Raw genomic sequence first — 18,987 nt, 5'->3', positions numbered from 1 at the left:
TCTTTACTCTTCTTTCTCAGAATGGCGTTTTTTCAATACGTCAAGCACATCATCCAGCGGCAAGGCTTGTTCTCTGAGCAGGACAAGTAGGTGATACAGCAGGTCTGCCGCTTCCCATTTGAGTTCCTCGTGGTCCCGATTTTTCGCGGCGATGATGACTTCGGATGCTTCTTCACCGACTTTTTTCAAAATCTTATCGACGCCTTCACGGAAAAGGTAAGTAGTATAAGCTCCCTCAGGCATTTCCGCTTGGCGTTCCGCGATCACGCGTTCCAGTTCGTTCATGATGCCGAATCGGCCTGCGGCCTGTTCTTCTGTTTGTTCCTTCATAAAACAGCTGTAGCTGCCAGTGTGGCATGCCGGGCCGGATGGCTCTACAAGTACGATCAATGCGTCCTGGTCGCAGTCATACCGGATACCTTTGACGGCTTGCGTGTTCCCTGAGGTTTCTCCTTTATGCCATAACGCTTGGCGTGAGCGGCTGTAAAACCATGTTTCCTTCGTTTCCAGCGTTTTTTCGTACGATTCCTTGTTCATATACGCAAGTGTCAGCACTTCTTTGCTTGCCGCATCCTGCACGATGGCAGGAATTAATCCGTCCTCGTTAAAACGCAGTTCATCTGCCTGTTTCATCTCACATTCACCCCGTATTCTTTCAAGTATGATTTCACTTCTTTAATCGATGTTTCTTTATAATGAAAAATTGAGGCGGCCAGCGCGGCGTCAGCTTTTCCTTTTGTAAAAGCCTCAAGCATATGCTGTGCGTTTCCCGCGCCTCCCGAGGCGATAACAGGGACGGGGACAGCTTCGGAAACAAGCTTTGTCAGCGTGTGGTCGAAGCCTTTTTTCTCACCGTCAGAGTCCATGCTTGTCAGCAATATTTCTCCTGCCCCGCGTTTGACGCCTTCTTTTGCCCACGCGGTGACCTCCCAATCTGTTTTCTTTCTGCCGCCGTGCGTATAGACCTTATATGTGTCAGATTCTTTGTCATACTTGGCATCAATGGCAAGAACGATGCATTGCGAACCGAAAAACTCGGCTCCTTCTGCAATCAGCTCAGGGCGGAGAACAGCTGCCGTGTTCACCGACACTTTGTCCGCTCCGGCACGCAGTATCGTTTTCATATCACTGAGCTGATTGATGCCGCCGCCGACTGTAAACGGAATCGCAAGCTTCGCGGCAACCTGCTCCACAACGTCAACCATCGTTTTGCGTCCTTCATGCGAGGCAGAAATATCAAGAAAAACGAGTTCATCCGCGCCTTCCCGGTCGTACACTTCCGCCAGTTCAACTGGGTCACCGGCATCCTTCAATTCAAGAAATTGAATTCCTTTGACAACGCGTCCTTCTTTGACATCAAGGCATGGAATAATCCGTTTTGTGATCATTTGCGCTTCACCCTTTCAAGCGCCTCACCCAGCGTAAACTGATTGGTATACAACGCTTTTCCGATGATTGCTCCAGAGACGCCGTCCGCCTCATAGCGGGCGAGGTCTTCGAGATCCGTGACGGAGCTGACTCCGCCGGAAGCGATCACCGATTTCCCCGTTTCCTTAGCAAGCTCGACCGTGCTTTTAACATTGGGGCCTGACAGCATTCCGTCTGTCGCGATGTCAGTAAAAATAAAGACTTCCGCACCTTCATTGGCAAGCTCTTTGCCCAGTTCAGTTGCCTTAAGGGTTGATGTTTCCAGCCATCCCTCTGTTGAAACAAAACCGTTTCTCGCATCCAGTCCGATTGCAATTTTCTCGCCATATTGTTTCAGCATTTTTTTGACAAACGGAGGGTTAGAAACTGCTGAGCTTCCGAGAATTACCCGATCGACTCCTGCTGATAAATATTCGTAGACGTCTTTTTCGGAACGGATCCCGCCGCCGATTTCGACTTTCAGGTTCAGCTTTTGCGCAATCTCAATCACATGGCGGTCATTCACTCTTTTCCCTTCTTTGGCCCCGTCGAGATCAACGAGATGGATCCATTCGGCACCCTCTCTCGCAAATAACTCAGCCATCTCGTACGGTGAATCGCCATATATCGTTTCCTTATTATAATCCCCTTGAACAAGGCGGACACATTTGCCATTTCTCATATCAATTGCCGGATATAATGTAAAAGCACTCATTTTTTCACCTTCTGTTCTGCTGCCATTTTCGTAAATTGGGTTAAGATAGACATTCCGACCGTGCTGCTTTTTTCCGGGTGAAATTGGGCGCCGAAGACGTTCCTTTTTCCAACTACAGCAGGCACTCGCACACCATAATCGGCGCTTGCCAGAAGCGCGTTCTCCTCCATCCCGTCTATGTAATAGGAATGAACGAAGTAAGCGTAGCCTTGTTCTGTTTTAGTCAGCAGCGGAGATTCATTATGAAAAGAAAGACGATTCCAGCCCATATGCGGAACCTTCAGTTTGTTTCCTTTTTCATCTTCTGCTTTCAGCCTGACTGCTTTTCCTTTTAACAGCCCGAGTCCTGAAGCGGTGCCGTTTTCTTCGCTTTCTTCAAATAAAAGCTGCATGCCGAGGCAGATCCCTAGAAGCAGCCTTCCCTCTGAGACCATATCGTGAATCAATTGATCAAGCTTCGTGTAGCGCAAATTGTCCATCGCGTCTCCAAATGAACCGACTCCCGGCAAAATGAAGGCATCAGCTTCTTTCAGCTCCTCCGGCTTTTCAGAAACAAAATACGGCACGCCGACACGTTCAAGCGCCTTTGAGACACTGTATAAATTCCCCATTCCGTAATCTATCACGCCGATCATTTACAGCATCCCTTTCGTTGACGGTATTCCTTTAACTCGCGGATCGATCGTTGTCGCTTCATCAAGCGCACGTCCCAGTGCTTTAAAAACGGCTTCAATCATGTGGTGGGTGTTTGTGCCATAATGAACGATGACGTGCAGGTTCATTCGAGCTTCGAGCGCCAGCTTCCACAAAAATTCATGTACAAGCTCCGTATCGAAAGTTCCAACTTTAGCAGCCGGGAAGTCAGCGCGCATTTCTAAGTGCGGCCGGTTGCTTAAATCAATCACAACTTGAGCAAGTGCCTCATCCATCGGCACAAACGCCGATCCGTAGCGTTTGATTCCTTTTTTATCGCCCAACGCTTCGAGCAGCGCCTGCCCTAAGCAGATGCCGATATCTTCAGTCGTGTGGTGATCATCTATATCAACATCGCCTTTTGCGTTAATGGAAAGATCGAATTGGCCGTGTTTCGTGAATAAATCCAACATATGTGTCATAAACGGCACATCTGTTTTGATATCCGCTTGTCCCCCGCCGTCTATTGTAAATGCCAGCTCAATATCTGTTTCGTTTGTTTTCCTGACGCGTTCCGCTTTTCTCATTTAGAAATCCTCCGTTCTCTCGCTTCAATTGATCTGGCATGGGCTTCTAACCCTTCCAGTCTGGCAAAAGCCGCGATGCTTTCAGCATGTTCTTCAAAGGCTGATTGACTGTAAGAAATAATGCTCGATTTCTTTTGAAAATCAGTTACGTTTAATGGACTTGAAAATCTGGCTGTTCCGTTTGTCGGAAGCACATGGTTCGGTCCGGCAAAATAATCACCGACAGGCTCAGGGCTGTATCTGCCTAAAAAAATTGCACCCGCATGTTTGATACTCCCAAGCAAAGCTTCCGGAGACTGTGTTATGATTTCTAAATGCTCTGGCGCGAGTGTATTGACAGTATTAATCGCTTCCACCATTGTTTCCGCCACATATATACAACCGTAATCTCTCACTGAAGCTTCCGCTATTTCTCTACGCGGCAAGGTTTTCAGCTGCTTACTCACCTCGGCTGAAACCGCCTCGGCCAGCGCCATGGAATCTGTGACAAACACACATGAGCTGAGCTTATCGTGTTCCGCCTGTGACAGCAGATCGGCTGCAATTTCGCTCGGAATCGCTGTTTCATCAGCCAGCACGACGATTTCACTAGGTCCGGCAATCATATCGATATCGACATCGCCGAACACTTCCCGTTTGGCAAGCGCGACATAAATGTTGCCCGGACCCGTGATTTTATCCACTGGCTCAATGGTTTCTGTTCCGTATGCTAACGCCGCAATCGCCTGAGCGCCGCCCATTTTGTAAATGTCTTTTATGCCCAGCTCGGCTGCAGCAACCAAAACTCCAGGAGACAGCAGACCGTCTTTTCCCGGAGGCGTGACGAGAACGATTCTTTCAACGCCCGCTACGAGCGCCGGAATCACATTCATCAAAACAGATGAAGGATATGCGGCCGTTCCCCCCGGCACATATACACCGGCGGAATCCAGCGCCGTCACTTTCTGCCCCAGCATTGTGCCGTCCTTTCTGTGATAAAACCAGGAGGATTCAAGCTGTCTTTCGTGATATTCCCTAATATTTTCGATTGCCTGCCTAATCACCTGAAGAAGACGTGGATCCAGTGAGGTGTATGCCTCCTCAAATTCTTCTTTTGTGACCAGCGGGCTGTCTATTTCGATGCCGTCAAATTTCGCCGTGTAGCTGCGAACCGCCTGATCACCGTTTGCTTTAACATCTTCAATAATGGACCGGACCGTCTTTCTTTGCTCTTCCGTTCCGGCATCGATGGAACGCTTGAGAGAAAGCCGTTCCGCTCCGCTGATGGTTTTGATCTTCATTTTGCCGTCTCTCCTTCCACAACGAGAGATAGGCGGGATGCCATTTCGTCAATCACATCGTCTTTCATGCGATAGCTTACCGGGTTAACAATAAAGCGAGAGGTAATGTCACAAATGTGCTCCGTTTCAACAAGCCCATTTTCCTTCAGCGTCTGTCCTGTGGAAACAATGTCCACTATCCGATCTGCAAGCCCAATGAGCGGAGCCAGTTCAATTGAACCGTTGAGCTTAATAATCTCGACTTGTTCTCCCTGCTCTCTGAAATAACTGGAAGCCACATTCGGATACTTTGTCGCGATTCTTGGCGCTACGCCGCTCCAGTCTGTATTCGGAAGTCCGGCGACAGCTAAGTGGCATTTGCTGATTTTTAAATCCAGTACCTCATACACATCGCGTTCCTCCTCCAGCATGACATCCTTGCCCGCAATTCCGACGTCTGCCACGCCATGCTCCACATACGTGGTTACGTCCATCGGCTTCGCTAATATGAAACGAAGATTTTCCTCCGGCACATCGATGATCAGTTTTCTCGAATCTTCAAACTCCTCAGGGAGCCTGTAGCCTGCCTGCCTCAGCAACCCTGCCGCTTCTTCAAATATCCGGCCCTTTGGCATCGCCATTGTGAGTAACTTACCCATTTTGCTCTTCCTTTCTGGCACCGATAAAATAAGTGACGTTTGCAAAAGATTTTGTCATCTGGTCGATATTTTCTATTCCCGATAAATCTTGAAGAACCACTTTGTTCCCTTTCATGCGTTCTTCATTCGCATAAGCGATGGCTTGCGCCCGCTGCTCTTTGCTGAAAATAACAGCGTCTATATCACAAGGTTCTTCTTTCATATGAAGGGCTTCAATCAGCCGGTCGATCCGAAGCCCGAAGCCTGTTGCCGGTGCAGGTGAATCAAAATGGCCCAGCAGCTTGTTGTAACGGCCACCGCTTCCAATGACAAAACCGACATTCTCGGCGTACACTTCAAATAAAATCCCTGTGTAATAGCTCATGTGGCTGACCATATTCAGATCCAGGCGGACATTTTCCGTACATCCGTAATCCTCAAGAATGTCCCACAGCGCCTTCAGCTCATCAACCACGCTTTTTCCTTGCGCAGAATCGACGATTTCCTCGGCACGTCCGCATACTTCTATACCGCCCCGCAGTTCAAGGAGCTCAAGCAGCCTGCTTTTATCAATGGAGGAAAGCGGGAGAGACTTGACATGCTCTCTGTAGCCGACGTAGTTCTTTTCATATAAGAACCTCCGCAGCACATCAGCTCGTTCAACGTTCCCGAGCACCTCAACAAACAAAGCATCCGCAATGCCGGCATGGCCGATGGCAATTTTAAAGGATGCCAGCCCAGCGTTTTTCAATGCCCCGACGACTAAAGCAATGACCTCCGCATCCGCGCTCGTCGTGCCGTCACCGATTAACTCCACTCCGACCTGCTCAAACTCAGCCGGACGTCCGCCTTCACGCTCCTGAGCCCTGAATACATTTGCCGCATAGCCGACTCTTAGCGGATGACCGTGTTTCAGAAGCTTCGATGCCGCCACCCTTGCAATCGGTCCCGTCATATCCGGGCGAAGCACCAATGTCTTGCCGTCCTGATCAAGTAGCTTAAACAGCTGTTGCTCTTCAATTGCTGACTGGACGCCAACGGTATCGTAAAACTCCAGTGTCGGCGTTTCCATAAATTGATATCCCCATTTATCAATCAAATCGGTTAACGATCGTCTCACCTTTTTTTTCGTTTCGTATAAACCGGGCAGTGTATCTCTCATGCCGTGCGGTTTTTCAAACATAAACATCAACCCGAGCACCTCCGCTGTTATCTTATGAAGGAAAATTCCGAATCCTTTAGTTCGCTAATATGATAATATGTTAGCAGATGAAAGAATGAAAATCAACGCTTAACTTCAGTAAGGATATTTTTAGTTCGAATATCCTTCTCCTCATTATGAAAAAATCATGAATAATGTATTAAAGGTACGTAATATCTCAAATTCTTTATGTTTGGCATGCTATAATACAAATCAAATAGAGAACAAGGAGATAAAGATGAAAACACTGCGAACTCTATGTGTCCTGATGATTCTTTCAGGCGTTATTTTTTTCGGACTTAAAATAGATGCAAAAGATATAGATATTCCTTTTTTGAACAGCCTTAAAAAAGTGGTTTCTGATAGCGATACAGACTCAGCTGCGAATAGCAAAAAGGAGCTGAAGGGAAGCGCAAAACCGCTGGATGTCATCCTTTACAATCAAATGGACGCACCCCGGCTCTATAACGGCTGTGAAGTAACAAGCCTTGCGATGGTGCTGAATTACGCAGGATACGACGTGACAAAAAACACCCTGGCAAATCAGGTTGCCACAGTGCCTTTGACATACAGCAGCGGATTAAAGGGTGATCCGAATGACGGATTTGTCGGGGATATGGCGAATGGCCCTGGTCTCGGTGTCTACCATCGACCGATCTATCAGCTGGCGAAAACCTATGCGGGAGACAAAGTGTCCGATCTGACTGGAAAAAGCATTTCTGCTGTTTATGAACAGCTTGAAAAAGGCAATCCAGTTTGGGTTATCACGACAGCCAACTTTACGCCAGTTGACAACATGCAGACATGGAAAACGCCAAACGGAACGATAGAGATTACGTACAGCGAACACAGCGTCGCCGTTACGGGATATGATGATAAATATGTGTATCTCAATGATCCGTATGGCTATAAAAACAGAAAAACCGATAGAACAAGCTTTGAAAAAGCGTGGAAACAAATGGGCAGCCAGGCCGTAGTTATTCAAAAGTAAACACCTGAAGCCTCACTATGCTCTATCCTGAGCAAATACGACAATATTCATGCTTTTTGTTTCAATCGGTAAGATCGATTCATTTTCCATTTATCATCCAGAATTGTCTTTACTATCAGGCTATCTGTTTTTATGATTAAAGCAGATTCAGCCTTGCCCCGATCTATGTGAGAGAAGCCGGTGCAAGTCGCTGACGCTTCTCTTGCAAAAAATGAAAGATATCCGGGGAGGATTTATCATTGAAAAAATTCGTGTCTATCCTATTTATGTTCGGTTTGGTTATGGTGTTCAGCCAGTTTCAGTCATCAACCGCTTTTGCAGCAGACAAAGTGGTGCACGAAACAATTATCGTACCAAAAAATACAACATATGACGGGAAAGGACAGCGGTTTGTGGCAGGGAAAGAATTAGGCGACGGAAGCCAGTCAGAAAACCAAGACCCTGTTTTTCGTGTGGAAGATGGAGCAACCCTGAAAAATGTGGTGCTTGGCGCCCCTGCTGCTGATGGCGTGCACACTTATGGAAACGTTAACATTCAGAATGTGAAATGGGAAGATGTTGGTGAGGATGCGTTAACGGTGAAGAAGGAAGGAAAAGTGACGATCGACGGCGGTTCTGCTCAAAAAGCGTCAGATAAGATATTCCAAATCAATAAAGCCAGTACATTCACAGTGAAAAACTTCACGGCAGACAATGGCGGAAAGTTCATAAGACAGCTTGGCGGTTCAACCTTCCACGTTGATGTGATCATCGATAAGTGCACCATCACAAACATGAAGGAAGCGATATTCCGGACGGACAGCAAAACAAGCACGGTCAGAATGACAAATACACGCTACTCTAATGTCGGTCAAAAATGGATTGGTGTTCAGCATATTTACGAAAACAACAACACTCAATTTTAACCAAAAAAGTCCGCTGATGTTATTCAGCGGACTTTTTCAATCTTTCTTGCATTTCTTCCTTCGTATAGATGATCCTCATCGGATTTCCGCCGACAAATGCGCCGGCAGGCACGTCTTTATGGACAAGTGTTCCGGCGGACACAACTGCGCCATCTCCTATTTTCACCCCGGGCAGAATGGTCGTGTTGGCACCAATCATCACTTCGTCTCCGATCAGAACTTTGCCGATCCGGTATTCGTGAATCAAATACTCATGGGCCAGAATGGTCGTATTGTACCCGATGATTGTATTTGTTCCGACTGAGATCTTTTCCGGAAACATGATATCTGGCATCACCATGAGGGCAAAGGATGTCTGATTTCCAACCTTCATCCGCAGAAATGTACGGTACAGCCAGTTTTTCATCCCTATAAACGGCGTATATCTCGCAATTTGAATGACAATGAAATTTTTGACGACCTTTAAAAAAGGTACCGTTTGATAGACATGCCACAGTGAGTTGGCCCCCGAGACCGGATGACGATCTGTTTTTCTCACAGATTACTTCACTCCAACGATTTGTAATAGATCACTCATTTTCTCAAGCATAAAATCCGGCTCATACTTCGCCAGCATTTCCGGCCCTTTAATCGTCCATGCGACTCCTGCCGTTTTTGTACCGGCGTTTTTCCCTGCCAGCACATCATGGTAATTATCACCGACCATAATGGCTTCCTCGGGCTCGCTTCCTAGCTGTTTCAGCGCTAACAGCACAGGCTCGGGATCAGGCTTTGCATTCGTCACATCATCAAGGGTGACAACTGTTTCAAAGAATTCGCCGATTCCCGTGAGCTTGAGGCCCATATTGACAGTATCTCTTAATTTTGTTGTCACAATCCCTAATGTAAAGCCGGCTTTTTTTAATGCATCCAGGGTCTCATATACCGTTTCATATTCAGTCACGAGTGAATCATGCCTGTCATGATTGTACGCTCTGTACATAGCGATCATATCCTCGCATTTATCAGGGTCCATCGAAGAGAACGTTTCAAAAAGAGACGGCCCGATAAATGCAAGGACATCTTCTCGTTTATACTTGCTCGGATAATAATGCTCCAGTGTATGCAAAAAGGACGCGATAATTAATTCATTCGTATTAATAAGCGTTCCGTCTAAATCAAACAGAATCGTCGTTACTTGTTTGTCACTCATATTGCTTCCTTTCCAACCGCTGAGGGTTTCCACTTTTTCCATGTATGCGCAATAGCCATTGTCAGCAGAACTGCTGTGGTGACACGAATCAAAAGAAGCGGCCAGACTGGTATGCCGAGCGGAATAAAGACAAGTGTATCTTCCACGACCGCGTGGCAGGCAACGAGAAATATAAATGCCAATGTCATATCCCGCCTGCTCACGCCGTCATCCTCGACAGCTTTGATCATGACACCCGCTCCGTAGGCCAGACCAATCGTCAGTCCCGCCACCATTGTCATAGACGTATTTTTATTCATGCCAAGCAGCTGCGTAAACGGAGACAGCCACCTGGAGAACCGATGCAGCCAGCCTAAATCTCTTAAAAACTGGATGATGATCATCAGAGGTATGACAATTGCCGCCAGCTGCAAAACACCAAGTCCGGCTTTCGTTAAGGCTTCTGTCAGCATTGCCAGCCAGCTGTCTGGCGCCACGCTCTTCGCAGCGATAAAACCGTACTGCGCCGTTTCCTGTCCGCCATGCCAAATAAGGTTGATGACGATGGCTGACACAGCGGCTAAACCGATGCGCACGGCCAATATGACGCCAATTCTGATGCCAACCTTTGCGGCAACTGTCGATTCGATAATCAAGTTATGACAGAATGAAAGCATAACAGCTAAAATAAAGACTTCTTTCACAGATAAATCCAATGTTAAAATCCCGGCAATTCCCGCATACAGATTCAGCATATTTCCCAGTACAAGCGGAATGGCCGCTTCACCAGAAAGCCCGAAGAGACCCATTACCGGTGTGATCAGCCGTACAAGCCAATCCATGACAGGGGTATGCTGAAGCAAAGTGACCAATAGCGTTACCGGGAAAATCACTTTACCCAGCGTCCATGTTGTTTGAAAACCTGCTGCAAGACCGGCCAGAAAGATTTTCTTCATGCCTCATCCCCCTTTGTTGACGTCTACTCCGCGTACCGCTCCTTCGAGTATCCCTTGACGCGTCTGAAGATGATGGCTGCCACAGCCAAAACAATCAATACGATTGAAATCACCTGAGCGATGCGAAGTGAATCTGTCAGCATTAAGCTGTCAGTCCGCATTCCTTCAATAAAGTATCTTCCTATTGAATACCAAATGATATAGATCAAGAACATCTCGCCTCTACGCAAATTCGCTCTGCGAAGCAGCAGTAAAACAATGACGCCGACAAAACTCCATAGTGATTCATATAAAAAAGTAGGATGATAATATTGCCCATTGATATACATTTGATTGATGATAAATTCAGGCAGGTGCAGGTTTTCTAAAAAGGCTCTGCTGACAGCCTCGCCGTGCGCTTCCTGATTCATGAAGTTCCCCCAGCGGCCGATCGCCTGGCCAAGCAAAATGCTGGGCGCGGCAATGTCCGCAAGCTTCCAGAACGAAAGTTTTTTCACTCTCGAAAACACATAACCCGTTAAAATGGCGCCGATTAATCCGCCATGAATGGCAATGCCGCCCTTCCAAATCTTAATGATTTCTCCCGGATGTGCCGCATAATAGTCCCATTCAAAGGCAACGTAATAAATTCGCGCGCAAATAATCGCAATCGGAATGGCAAACAGGACAAGATCAATAAACGTATCTTTCTGCAGCCCCCGTTTTTCACTTTCCCTCATCGCAATCCACAGCCCGAGCAAAGCGCCGAGACCGATAATGATTCCGTACCAATGGACGGCTAACGGCCCCAGCTGAAATGCTATCGGATTGAGTGGTTCTATCGCTTCATTCATTTAACGCCAACTCCTATTCTTCTTGTTCACCGTCTTCAATGACGTCCGCCAGCTTGTTGGTAAATTGTTCAGCGGCATTCAGCCCCATCCGCTTCAATCTGAAGTTCATTGCTGCCACTTCGATGATGACTGCAAGATTTCGGCCTGGGCGGACGGGAATCGTCAGTTTTGTAATTTCTGTATCAATGATTTTCATGGTCTCTTCCTCAAGTCCGAGCCGGTCGTATTGCTTGCCCTGCTCCCAGAGTTCAAGATTCATGACAATCGTGATTCGTTTATTGCTTCTGACCGCGCCAGCGCCAAATAGCGTCATCACGTTGATAATGCCAAGGCCCCTGATCTCAAGAAGGTGCTCAATTAATTCCGGAGCGTTTCCCACAAGAGTATCCTGATCCTCCTGCCGTATTTCAACGCAATCATCGGCAACAAGGCGATGCCCTCTTTTCACAAGCTCCAGCGCTGTTTCGCTTTTTCCGACGCCGCTCTTTCCTGTGATCAGCACGCCGACACCATATATATCGACAAGAACACCATGAATTGCTGTGGTAGGCGCCAGCCTGCTCTCAAGGAAGTTGGTTAAACGGCTTGACAGTCTTGTCGTTTTCAGCGGCGATCTGAGGACAGGCACCCCATTTTTCTCGGAGGCGTCAATCAGCTCCTGCGGGATGGGCATATCTCTAGAAAGAATAATAGCTGGTGTTACATCAGTGCACAGAGAATCCATTCGCTGTTTTTTCTCCTCTTCAGGAAGCTGTTCAAAGAAAGAAAGCTCTGTTTTTCCGAGAAGCTGCACGCGCTCTCTCGGGTAATATGTAAAATATCCGGCAATTTCAATGCCTGGTCTTGATAGGTCACTCATTGTAATCGGGCGGTTAATTCCTTCTTCTCCGCTGATTAATTCCAAATTGAACTGTTCCATTACGTCTTTTGTGCGAACCTTTGCCACGATATGTTCCTCCTGTTCCGGGCTGCCCCGAGCTTGCTCACAATACTTTCATTTTATCACTTTCAGGCTTGAACCTAAAACAGATTTTATAAAAGGCGGGAAAACACCTCAGCTGGTCTAGATCACTAGTCTGAAAAAGAGTAAAATAAAGGTATTCAAATTCCAGAAAGGCGGATCATCTATGGCAGAGAGTCTTCTTATCAAAGACATTGCGATCGTGACAGAAAATGAAGTAATCAAAAACGGCTATGTCGGAATCAATGACGGAAAAATCAGCACAGTCTCAACAGAACGGCCCAAGGAGTCATATTCAAAAGAAATTCAAGCACCTGCGAATTCCGTTTTGCTTCCCGGCATGATTGACATTCATATCCACGGCGGCTATGGCGCAGATACGATGGATGCAAGCTTTTCTGCGCTCGACATCATGTCGTCAAGACTGCCCGAAGAAGGCACGACGAGCTTTTTAGCCACAACGATTACCCAAGAGCATGGGAACATTTCTCAAGCTTTGGTGAACGCAAGAGAGTGGAAAGCGGCTGAAGAGTCCTCTTTATTAGGTGCAGAACTGCTCGGCATTCATTTAGAGGGCCCCTTTGTTTCGCCTAAAAGAGCCGGAGCGCAGCCAAAAGAGTGGATTAGGCCTTCGGATGTTGCGCTTTTCAAAAAGTGGCAGCAGGAGGCGGGCGGACTGATCAAAATTGTTACACTTGCGCCGGAGGAGGATCAGCATTTTGAACTGATCCGCCATTTGAAAGACGAATCGATTATCGCATCCATGGGGCACACGGATGCCGATTCCGCAATGCTGTCGGATGCCGCAAAAGCAGGGGCGAGCCATATGACCCATCTGTACAACGCGATGAGCCCGTTTCATCACCGAGAACCCGGAGTGATCGGAACGGCGCTGGCCCATGATGGGTTTGTGACAGAGCTAATAGCCGATGGCATCCACTCCCATCCTTTAGCGGCTAAGCTTGCTTTTTTGGCGAAAGGCAGCAGCAAGCTCATTTTAATTACCGATTCCATGAGGGCAAAAGGACTGAAAGACGGCGTATATGAGTTCGGCGGCCAAAGTGTGACGGTAAGAGGACGAACAGCTCTTCTTTCAGACGGAACCCTTGCAGGTTCGATCCTCAAAATGAACGAGGGCGCACGGCATATGCGTGAGTTTACAAATTGCTCTTGGACGGATATAGCTAATATAACTTCTGCAAACGCGGCCAAACAGTTGGGCATCTTTGACCGAAAAGGCAGTGTGACTGTGGGAAAAGATGCAGATTTGGTGATTGTCAGCAGTGATTGCGAGGTGATTCTCACCATTTGCCGCGGAAACATTGCATTTATATCCAAGGAGGCTGACCAGATATGAAAGTAATGGAATGTCAAACGTATGAAGAGCTAAGCCAAAAAGCAGCCAGAATAACGGCAGATACAATCAAAGAAAAACCTGATGCCGTTCTCGGGTTAGCGACGGGCGGCACACCGGAAGGCACTTATCGCGAGCTGATCCGCCTGCACCAAACTGAGAATCTCTCATTTGAAAACGTCACTACAGTTAATTTGGATGAGTACGCCAGACTTTCAAGCAATGACCCGAACAGCTATCACTTCTATATGAATGACCGTTTATTTCAGCGTATCGACAGCAAGCCTAGCCGGCATTTTATTCCGAATGGAAATGCAGACGATTTGGAAGCCGAATGCAGACGGTATGAACAGCTAGTCGAGTCCCTCGGCGGCACTGACATTCAGCTTCTCGGCATCGGCCGAAACGGACACATCGGCTTTAACGAACCGGGAACGTCTTTCAAGTCGCGAACTCATGTTGTGACATTAAATGAGCAAACCCGCCAAGCGAATGCCAGATATTTTCCTTCCATAGACAGCGTGCCGAAAAAAGCACTGACAATGGGAATTCGAACGATTCTCTCAAGCAAACGCATTCTGCTGCTTATTTCTGGGAAAAGCAAAGCAGAAGCTGTTCGTAAGCTGTTAGAAGGAAACATAAGCGAAGATTTTCCCGCATCTGCTTTGCACCTGCATTCCGATGTTACGGTTTTGATTGATCGTGAAGCCGCGTCATTAAGACCTTGAAAGGAACATGCTGACTTATGAATATCAATAAACAATCGCCTATTCCGATTTATTATCAGATTATGGAGCAATTAAAAACCCAAATTAAGAGCGGAGAGCTGCAGCCGGATATGCCTCTTCCTTCCGAGCGCGAATATGCCGAACAATTCGGGATCAGCCGGATGACAGTTCGCCAGGCGCTTTCTAATTTAGTTAATGAAGGCTTGCTCTATCGCCTGAAAGGGCGGGGCACCTTTGTCAGCAAGCCAAAAATGGAACAAGCACTTCAAGGGCTGACAAGCTTTACCGAGGATATGAAAAGCCGCGGGATGACACCGGGCAGCAGGCTCATTGATTATCAGCTTATTGATTCAACTGAGGAGCTCGCGGCTATATTAGGCTGCGGGCACCCCTCCTCTATCCATAAAATCACTCGGGTGCGGCTGGCAAATGATATTCCAATGGCGATTGAGTCCTCACATATTCCGTTTGAGCTTGCGGGTGAATTGAACGAATTGCATTTTCAGTCGTCGATCTATGATCATATTGAAAGGTATAACAGCATACCGATTTCCCGTGCAAAACAGGAGCTTGAGCCAAGCGCTGCCACCACGGAAGAAGCGAACATTCTTGGTATTCAAAAGGGAGCGCCAGTCCTATTAATTAAACGAACAACATATCTGCAGAACGGAACTGCTTTTGAGCATGCAAAATCCGTATACAGAGGCGACCGTTATACATTTGTCCACTATATGGATCGTCTTTCATAAAAAAAAGCCTCCAACCCTTTTTAAGGATTGGAGACATGGCGAAAATCAAACTGGTCTGGTGCCGGACGATATGTTTCTTTTTTCGTCTTGAACTTCCAGATCGGTGATTTCGTTTTGCCGTTAAAACTGTCTTCCACTATAATGTACCAATAATAAACAGACTGCGGTTCAAGATGATCCCAGCGGAATTCAGCTGTATCCCCGCTCTTCACTTGCTCCCGTTTTCCAAGCTCTTCATTGGTATATACGTTACATTCAAAATAATCGGTTTCCACCTTTTTGATTCTTGGCTTCAAATCAAGCGAAAGGGAAAATTCATCCTTGTTGCCATAGGTATCCGTATCATAGTAATTCTTATCCTTTACATACGGAGAATACGTCGATACGTGCACCATGTCATTGGCCTGGTCAAATTGAAGCAAACGCAAATACCCTTGACCGCCTTCTGGCCCGCCCTGATAATCGGCCAGCATTTGATGCACAAGACGATCCGGTTTCCCATCACCATCATCATCCAGCTCATCTGTTTTTCTCATCGCACTATGATAATGCCCGCTCAATACCATCACGACATTCGGGTTCGGCTTTACGATTTCTTTGAATATTTTCTCTCCGATCGGGCTTCTGTTTCCGCTGACCAGCAAATACTCATGAAAAGCTAAAATGGCCATCCGGTCAGGGTGTTTCTTCAGCACCTGATTCATCCACGCGATGTCTTCATCCGTAATGCCCCACCCCATGTACAGCATGATATAATCATTGCCGTTGCTAGAAATCAGATCATAATGTCCGCGGTTATTTTTATAGGAACCGCCATAATGCAATTTTTTATCAAAACGATCGCTGCCAAAATATTTGCCAAACGCCCTGTAGGAGCCGTCCTTATGCCCGACATCGTGATTGCCGGCCAGCACGCCGTAAGGAATTCCGTTCTTATCCAGAACGGACATTGACCGATCAGCGTTTTTCCACTGTCTGATATCGGCGGAATCATCTACAATATCACCCGTGTGGAACACATATTTGATATTGAGCTGCTTTTGATTATCCTTTATCCATTCGGTCTGTTTATCAAAAATATGCGGATAGCTTTCGGCGTAATACTGTGTATCAGACATCCAGACAAATGTGTACATATCCTTCGCAGGGGGAATTTCATCCTGTACAATCACATTCATTTTCGACTCCCGTACAAAATCGGCGGCAATCACAGACGCTTTCAGCGTAAACGGTTTGTCATCCTTCGCGACGAAGCTGTCAACAGGCTGCCATTCGTTTGTCCGATAATTCCAAGCATACATCGTCACCTTTCTCCCCGGCAAAGAACTGCCCTTCCAAACCGCTTCTGCCAGATCATTCTCATCAATTGATGGATCAACCGTCACTTCAAAGCGATGATAAGGGAAAAGCTCTTTGTTTTCTGTCGATACTGTTTTTCCATCAGTAGCTGATACCCGCTCCAATTCTTGATTCGTAAATGGGGTCTCCCTTTCCGGCACAAAGCTTTTCGGCGGTTCAGTCAGTGACGCGTGCTTAAATATTTTCACATGATTTCGCGCTGTATATTGAAATCCCCTATAAAAACCAACATCCATGGCATCATTCGTCGGATCTTTCACCCGGACAGAAAGCTTGGCCTTATGCGTGTCGGCATCGCTGTCTATAACCTCCGGCTGGTCCGGATGCTCTCGTTCGGTTTTAAACGTCCTCTCAATCACTGTTTTATTGCCCGCGAGATCCGTTGCTGTCACTTTTAGAGAATGTTTTCCCGGCAAAAGATCAGAAGAGGACGTATGATATGGGAGTGTAATGCTTTCTCCATCTAAAGACGCTTCCGCTTCCTCAATTTTGCTCCATTTATCATACATATCCGCCTGCAGGATAAGATTTCCTTTATACGTTTGCCCCTCGGTGATATTCGGCTCAATGTGAGGTCCTGAATTATCTACCCGTACAACCAGGCTGACATTTTCCTTGCCGTCGCTTGCTTGAATATGGTGAGTGCCTTCAGAAAGCTTTGATGTGTCCCACTCCAGCAGCTGTGATGTAAATAGTCCGTCAGGCAGATTGAACTGAAATTGCCAGCTTTTATTCGAGCGCTGATTATCGCCAATAAAGAGTTCCTTCTCAGGAGACACCCTCTGATCCCTGATCACCGTTCCATCCGATAACACCAATCGGGCGTTTTTGACTAAGAAGTCATCACGGTTTTCAGCCGTATCAAACGGAGACACCTTCGAACCCGATCGTATTGTAATACGCTGCAGCTGCTTCCCTTTCCGAAGCAGTGTCTCTGGCAATGGAACAGAATAGGTGCGGTATTTATTTGTTGTATCATCGAACACCTTCAGCACTTTTCCTTCCATCGTTACCGCGTTTTTAAAATAAAGGTTCGTTTTCCTCGTATCGAACGCAAAATATACTTCTTTTTCCATCGCGTGCTCTGTCACTTGTTTTTTCCCGTCAATCCATAGCTTAATGCGGTCAGCTCGCCCTTCTGTCGTGGCTTTGAGAAATTGAGTTCCCGACAGCGTGTCTCTGTTTTCAATATTCATCCGCAGACCGTGCGACTTGCTTGTTTGTTTAATATCAATCATTTTGACCGGCGTTCTCGCTTCATTTATCCCGTCCCCGGCCGCCACATAATACTCTAGCTGATCCTTCCCGATCAATTCAGGCGAATACACAATATAATGGTAGAGATTATCGTTGCGGTCTTTTTCAGCAAGAATTCGCTTAAACGGTTTGTTCTCATCCGTCCGGTAGTAAAAGGCCGCTGTTTTCACTAGACTTCGGTCCCGTATGTCAGCCCGCAGCTCAATGCTTTCAGCAGGGCGGACAGGCTTGCGGTCAGTCAAATCCTCAATGACCGGCTTTTCTTTATCGAGCTTGATTTTCCGTTTCTGCTCGGGCACCTGTGCCTGTAATACGGTTCCGGGAGACGGATTCTTTTCCCCGATTGAAATGTTCAGAAGTTCTGCGGTTCCGTTCAACGGATACTTATAAAGCACTGATGACAGCCGGCGCAGCGCATGTTTCCGATAATGCGCAACCGAAATGTCCTTTCCTGTATTCGTTGATATCACAACGGCCCGCGGCCTCGTATTGGCCATACCCTCTGTCTCGTCTATCACCGCGAGATTTTTTCCTTCTTTAAGTTGTGTCTGATAATAACGATTGAAATCCTCTGACGTCAATTCTGGATGCCCGGCAGGCTTCAGCCAGACGACAAACGTTTCGCCGGATGGTATCAAGATCCTTTCATCAGGTCTCCAAATCAAATCGGAGTCAGGCCCTTCTTTTGGGTAGCGGTAACGGATATGGTAGTCTTTAAAATCAATCGTTCTGTCAGTCGTATTAAAAATCTCAATAAATTCATAACCGTCTGCACGTCCTATATTCTTCGTATCAACCGCCAGCTCTGTGATCAGAAGCTCCGGAATATGGGCAAGGTCAGCCTGGTATCCTTCAAGCTTCAGTTTCTTCGTCTCCGACTCCACCCGCTGCTTCCCATTCGACATCACAATGTAATACTCAAGCTCGCTGTTCCAAATCAAACGTTTCGGAATTTGTGCCAAAAACTTGCGGACCGCTCCGGGGGTCGGGTCCATCGGCACCATTTTGTAGCCCAGCTCATTACTTTGTTTATAAAAAAGAAAGGCGGAAAATGCTTGATACGAATTATCGCGAACTTGAGCCTCAATCATTAGATTGTTTCTCATTTCAGCTTTCACATCAATTTGAGGAGGATTTTCAAGCAAGGGTATGTAATGAGGCGTTTGAAATAGTTCCTGCTGTACAACAGGAAAAGCTTTCGATTCATGATGGCCGCCAGACAAAACGGAAAGAAAAGACAGTAATATAGAAGCAATAACCGTGTATTTCCTCATCAAAGCACC

19 protein-coding genes are annotated in these 18,987 nt (G+C 46.9%); 5 read left to right on the top strand and 14 right to left on the bottom strand.

The features are described 5' to 3' along the window. Window positions 1-3: 3 nt before the first annotated feature. From hisIE to NYE22_RS03035, 8 genes are read right to left on the bottom strand one after another with little or no spacing between them, the layout of a single operon-like run. The gene (gene hisIE, locus NYE22_RS03070) at window positions 4-633 is read right to left on the bottom strand and encodes a bifunctional phosphoribosyl-AMP cyclohydrolase/phosphoribosyl-ATP diphosphatase HisIE (RefSeq protein ID WP_003228125.1); all 630 of its coding nucleotides are present in this window, start codon (window positions 631-633) and stop codon (window positions 4-6) included. Then, window positions 630-1,388 carry an imidazole glycerol phosphate synthase subunit HisF gene (gene hisF / locus NYE22_RS03065; protein WP_015714777.1) on the bottom strand — a complete coding sequence of 253 codons (759 nt, stop codon included), beginning with the start codon at window positions 1,386-1,388 and terminating at the stop codon, window positions 630-632. The genes hisIE and hisF overlap by 4 nt, the downstream gene beginning before the upstream one ends. After that, window positions 1,385-2,122, bottom strand: a complete 738-nt coding sequence (hisA, locus tag NYE22_RS03060; protein WP_124072684.1) for a 1-(5-phosphoribosyl)-5-[(5-phosphoribosylamino)methylideneamino]imidazole-4-carboxamide isomerase — start codon at window positions 2,120-2,122, stop codon at window positions 1,385-1,387. The genes hisF and hisA overlap by 4 nt, the downstream gene beginning before the upstream one ends. Next, the gene (gene hisH, locus NYE22_RS03055; protein WP_015251140.1) at window positions 2,119-2,757 is read right to left on the bottom strand and encodes an imidazole glycerol phosphate synthase subunit HisH; all 639 of its coding nucleotides are present in this window, start codon (window positions 2,755-2,757) and stop codon (window positions 2,119-2,121) included. Before hisH ends, hisA begins: the two co-directional genes overlap by 4 nt. Then, window positions 2,758-3,342: an imidazoleglycerol-phosphate dehydratase HisB gene (gene hisB / locus NYE22_RS03050; protein ID WP_003243389.1), complete on the bottom strand. Its 585-nt coding sequence runs from the start codon at window positions 3,340-3,342 to the stop codon at window positions 2,758-2,760. After that, window positions 3,339-4,622: a histidinol dehydrogenase gene (gene hisD / locus NYE22_RS03045; RefSeq protein WP_124072683.1), complete on the bottom strand. Its 1,284-nt coding sequence runs from the start codon at window positions 4,620-4,622 to the stop codon at window positions 3,339-3,341. Before hisD ends, hisB begins: the two co-directional genes overlap by 4 nt. Further along, a complete protein-coding gene (gene hisG / locus NYE22_RS03040) occupies window positions 4,619-5,260 on the bottom strand; it encodes an ATP phosphoribosyltransferase (RefSeq protein ID WP_015251138.1) in 642 nt (213 codons plus the stop codon). The genes hisD and hisG overlap by 4 nt, the downstream gene beginning before the upstream one ends. Beyond that, the gene (locus NYE22_RS03035; protein ID WP_014481016.1) at window positions 5,253-6,428 is read right to left on the bottom strand and encodes an ATP phosphoribosyltransferase regulatory subunit; all 1,176 of its coding nucleotides are present in this window, start codon (window positions 6,426-6,428) and stop codon (window positions 5,253-5,255) included. Before NYE22_RS03035 ends, hisG begins: the two co-directional genes overlap by 8 nt. 250 nt (window positions 6,429-6,678) lie before the next feature. Here NYE22_RS03035 and NYE22_RS03030 point away from each other — a divergent pair, with 250 nt between their 5' ends. Beyond that, on the top strand, window positions 6,679-7,431 hold the full coding sequence (locus NYE22_RS03030; protein ID WP_015483750.1) for a C39 family peptidase: 753 nt from the start codon (window positions 6,679-6,681) through the stop codon (window positions 7,429-7,431). Between the two features lie 239 nt (window positions 7,432-7,670). Then, window positions 7,671-8,336: a pectate/pectin lyase PelC gene (gene pelC, locus NYE22_RS03025; protein WP_021480690.1), complete on the top strand. Its 666-nt coding sequence runs from the start codon at window positions 7,671-7,673 to the stop codon at window positions 8,334-8,336. Window positions 8,337-8,355: 19 nt separating this feature from the next. Here pelC and hprF read toward each other — a convergent pair whose 3' ends face one another. From hprF to hprK, 5 genes are read right to left on the bottom strand one after another with little or no spacing between them, the layout of a single operon-like run. Then, a complete protein-coding gene (gene hprF, locus NYE22_RS03020; protein ID WP_021480691.1) occupies window positions 8,356-8,874 on the bottom strand; it encodes a heptaprenylglyceryl phosphate O-acetyltransferase in 519 nt (172 codons plus the stop codon). A 3-nt stretch (window positions 8,875-8,877) separates the two neighbouring features. Continuing rightward, entirely contained in the window at window positions 8,878-9,528 is a 651-nt protein-coding gene (ppaX, locus tag NYE22_RS03015) for a pyrophosphatase PpaX (protein ID WP_342412282.1), read from the bottom strand. Further along, on the bottom strand, window positions 9,525-10,463 hold the full coding sequence (locus tag NYE22_RS03010) for a nucleoside recognition domain-containing protein (RefSeq protein WP_021480692.1): 939 nt from the start codon (window positions 10,461-10,463) through the stop codon (window positions 9,525-9,527). The genes ppaX and NYE22_RS03010 overlap by 4 nt, the downstream gene beginning before the upstream one ends. 23 nt (window positions 10,464-10,486) lie before the next feature. After that, on the bottom strand, window positions 10,487-11,296 hold the full coding sequence (lgt, locus tag NYE22_RS03005) for a prolipoprotein diacylglyceryl transferase (protein WP_021480693.1): 810 nt from the start codon (window positions 11,294-11,296) through the stop codon (window positions 10,487-10,489). Window positions 11,297-11,309: 13 nt separating this feature from the next. Then, window positions 11,310-12,242, bottom strand: coding sequence for an HPr(Ser) kinase/phosphatase (hprK, locus tag NYE22_RS03000; RefSeq protein WP_003228097.1), 933 nt, complete (start codon window positions 12,240-12,242; stop codon window positions 11,310-11,312). Between the two features lie 181 nt (window positions 12,243-12,423). Between hprK and nagA the strand changes: the two genes are divergently transcribed. From nagA to nagR, 3 genes are read left to right on the top strand one after another with little or no spacing between them, the layout of a single operon-like run. Then, on the top strand, window positions 12,424-13,614 hold the full coding sequence (gene nagA, locus NYE22_RS02995) for an N-acetylglucosamine-6-phosphate deacetylase (RefSeq protein ID WP_038829910.1): 1,191 nt from the start codon (window positions 12,424-12,426) through the stop codon (window positions 13,612-13,614). Next, on the top strand, window positions 13,611-14,339 hold the full coding sequence (nagB, locus tag NYE22_RS02990) for a glucosamine-6-phosphate deaminase (RefSeq protein ID WP_342412281.1): 729 nt from the start codon (window positions 13,611-13,613) through the stop codon (window positions 14,337-14,339). The genes nagA and nagB overlap by 4 nt, the downstream gene beginning before the upstream one ends. A 17-nt stretch (window positions 14,340-14,356) precedes the next feature. Then, window positions 14,357-15,088, top strand: coding sequence for an N-acetylglucosamine utilization transcriptional regulator NagR (gene nagR, locus NYE22_RS02985; RefSeq protein WP_342412280.1), 732 nt, complete (start codon window positions 14,357-14,359; stop codon window positions 15,086-15,088). Window positions 15,089-15,108: 20 nt separating this feature from the next. On the opposite strand, the gene NYE22_RS02980 is transcribed toward nagR, so the two are convergent. Next, entirely contained in the window at window positions 15,109-18,978 is a 3,870-nt protein-coding gene (locus NYE22_RS02980) for a metallophosphoesterase (protein ID WP_342412279.1), read from the bottom strand. Window positions 18,979-18,987: the final 9 nt, after the last annotated feature.

Origin of the sequence: Bacillus sp. FSL K6-1560, assembly GCF_038592935.1 — a bacterium.
GTDB classification, from domain to species: domain Bacteria; phylum Bacillota; class Bacilli; order Bacillales; family Bacillaceae; genus Bacillus; species Bacillus subtilis.
The sequence above is the reverse complement of the archived record's forward strand: the minus strand, read 5'-3'. Positions and strand labels throughout refer to the sequence as shown.

Excerpts from the sequence above, each read along its gene's own strand:
- hisB (WP_003243389.1), bottom strand. The coding sequence starts at position 3,342 with ATGAGAAAAGCGGAACGCGTCAGGAAAACAAACGAAACAGATATTGAG.
- hisIE (WP_003228125.1), bottom strand. The coding sequence starts at position 633 with ATGAAACAGGCAGATGAACTGCGTTTTAACGAGGACGGATTAATTCCT.
- nagB (WP_342412281.1), top strand. The coding sequence starts at position 13,611 with ATGAAAGTAATGGAATGTCAAACGTATGAAGAGCTAAGCCAAAAAGCA.
- ppaX (WP_342412282.1), bottom strand. The coding sequence starts at position 9,528 with ATGAGTGACAAACAAGTAACGACGATTCTGTTTGATTTAGACGGAACG.
- NYE22_RS03010 (WP_021480692.1), bottom strand. The coding sequence starts at position 10,463 with ATGAAGAAAATCTTTCTGGCCGGTCTTGCAGCAGGTTTTCAAACAACA.
- hisH (WP_015251140.1), bottom strand. The coding sequence starts at position 2,757 with ATGATCGGCGTGATAGATTACGGAATGGGGAATTTATACAGTGTCTCA.
- NYE22_RS03035 (WP_014481016.1), bottom strand. The coding sequence starts at position 6,428 with ATGTTTATGTTTGAAAAACCGCACGGCATGAGAGATACACTGCCCGGT.
- hisF (WP_015714777.1), bottom strand. The coding sequence starts at position 1,388 with ATGATCACAAAACGGATTATTCCATGCCTTGATGTCAAAGAAGGACGC.
- nagR (WP_342412280.1), top strand. The coding sequence starts at position 14,357 with ATGAATATCAATAAACAATCGCCTATTCCGATTTATTATCAGATTATG.
- NYE22_RS02980 (WP_342412279.1), bottom strand. The coding sequence starts at position 18,978 with ATGAGGAAATACACGGTTATTGCTTCTATATTACTGTCTTTTCTTTCC.
- NYE22_RS03030 (WP_015483750.1), top strand. The coding sequence starts at position 6,679 with ATGAAAACACTGCGAACTCTATGTGTCCTGATGATTCTTTCAGGCGTT.
- hisG (WP_015251138.1), bottom strand. The coding sequence starts at position 5,260 with ATGGGTAAGTTACTCACAATGGCGATGCCAAAGGGCCGGATATTTGAA.
- nagA (WP_038829910.1), top strand. The coding sequence starts at position 12,424 with ATGGCAGAGAGTCTTCTTATCAAAGACATTGCGATCGTGACAGAAAAT.
- hisD (WP_124072683.1), bottom strand. The coding sequence starts at position 4,622 with ATGAAGATCAAAACCATCAGCGGAGCGGAACGGCTTTCTCTCAAGCGT.
- hisA (WP_124072684.1), bottom strand. The coding sequence starts at position 2,122 with ATGAGTGCTTTTACATTATATCCGGCAATTGATATGAGAAATGGCAAA.
- lgt (WP_021480693.1), bottom strand. The coding sequence starts at position 11,296 with ATGAATGAAGCGATAGAACCACTCAATCCGATAGCATTTCAGCTGGGG.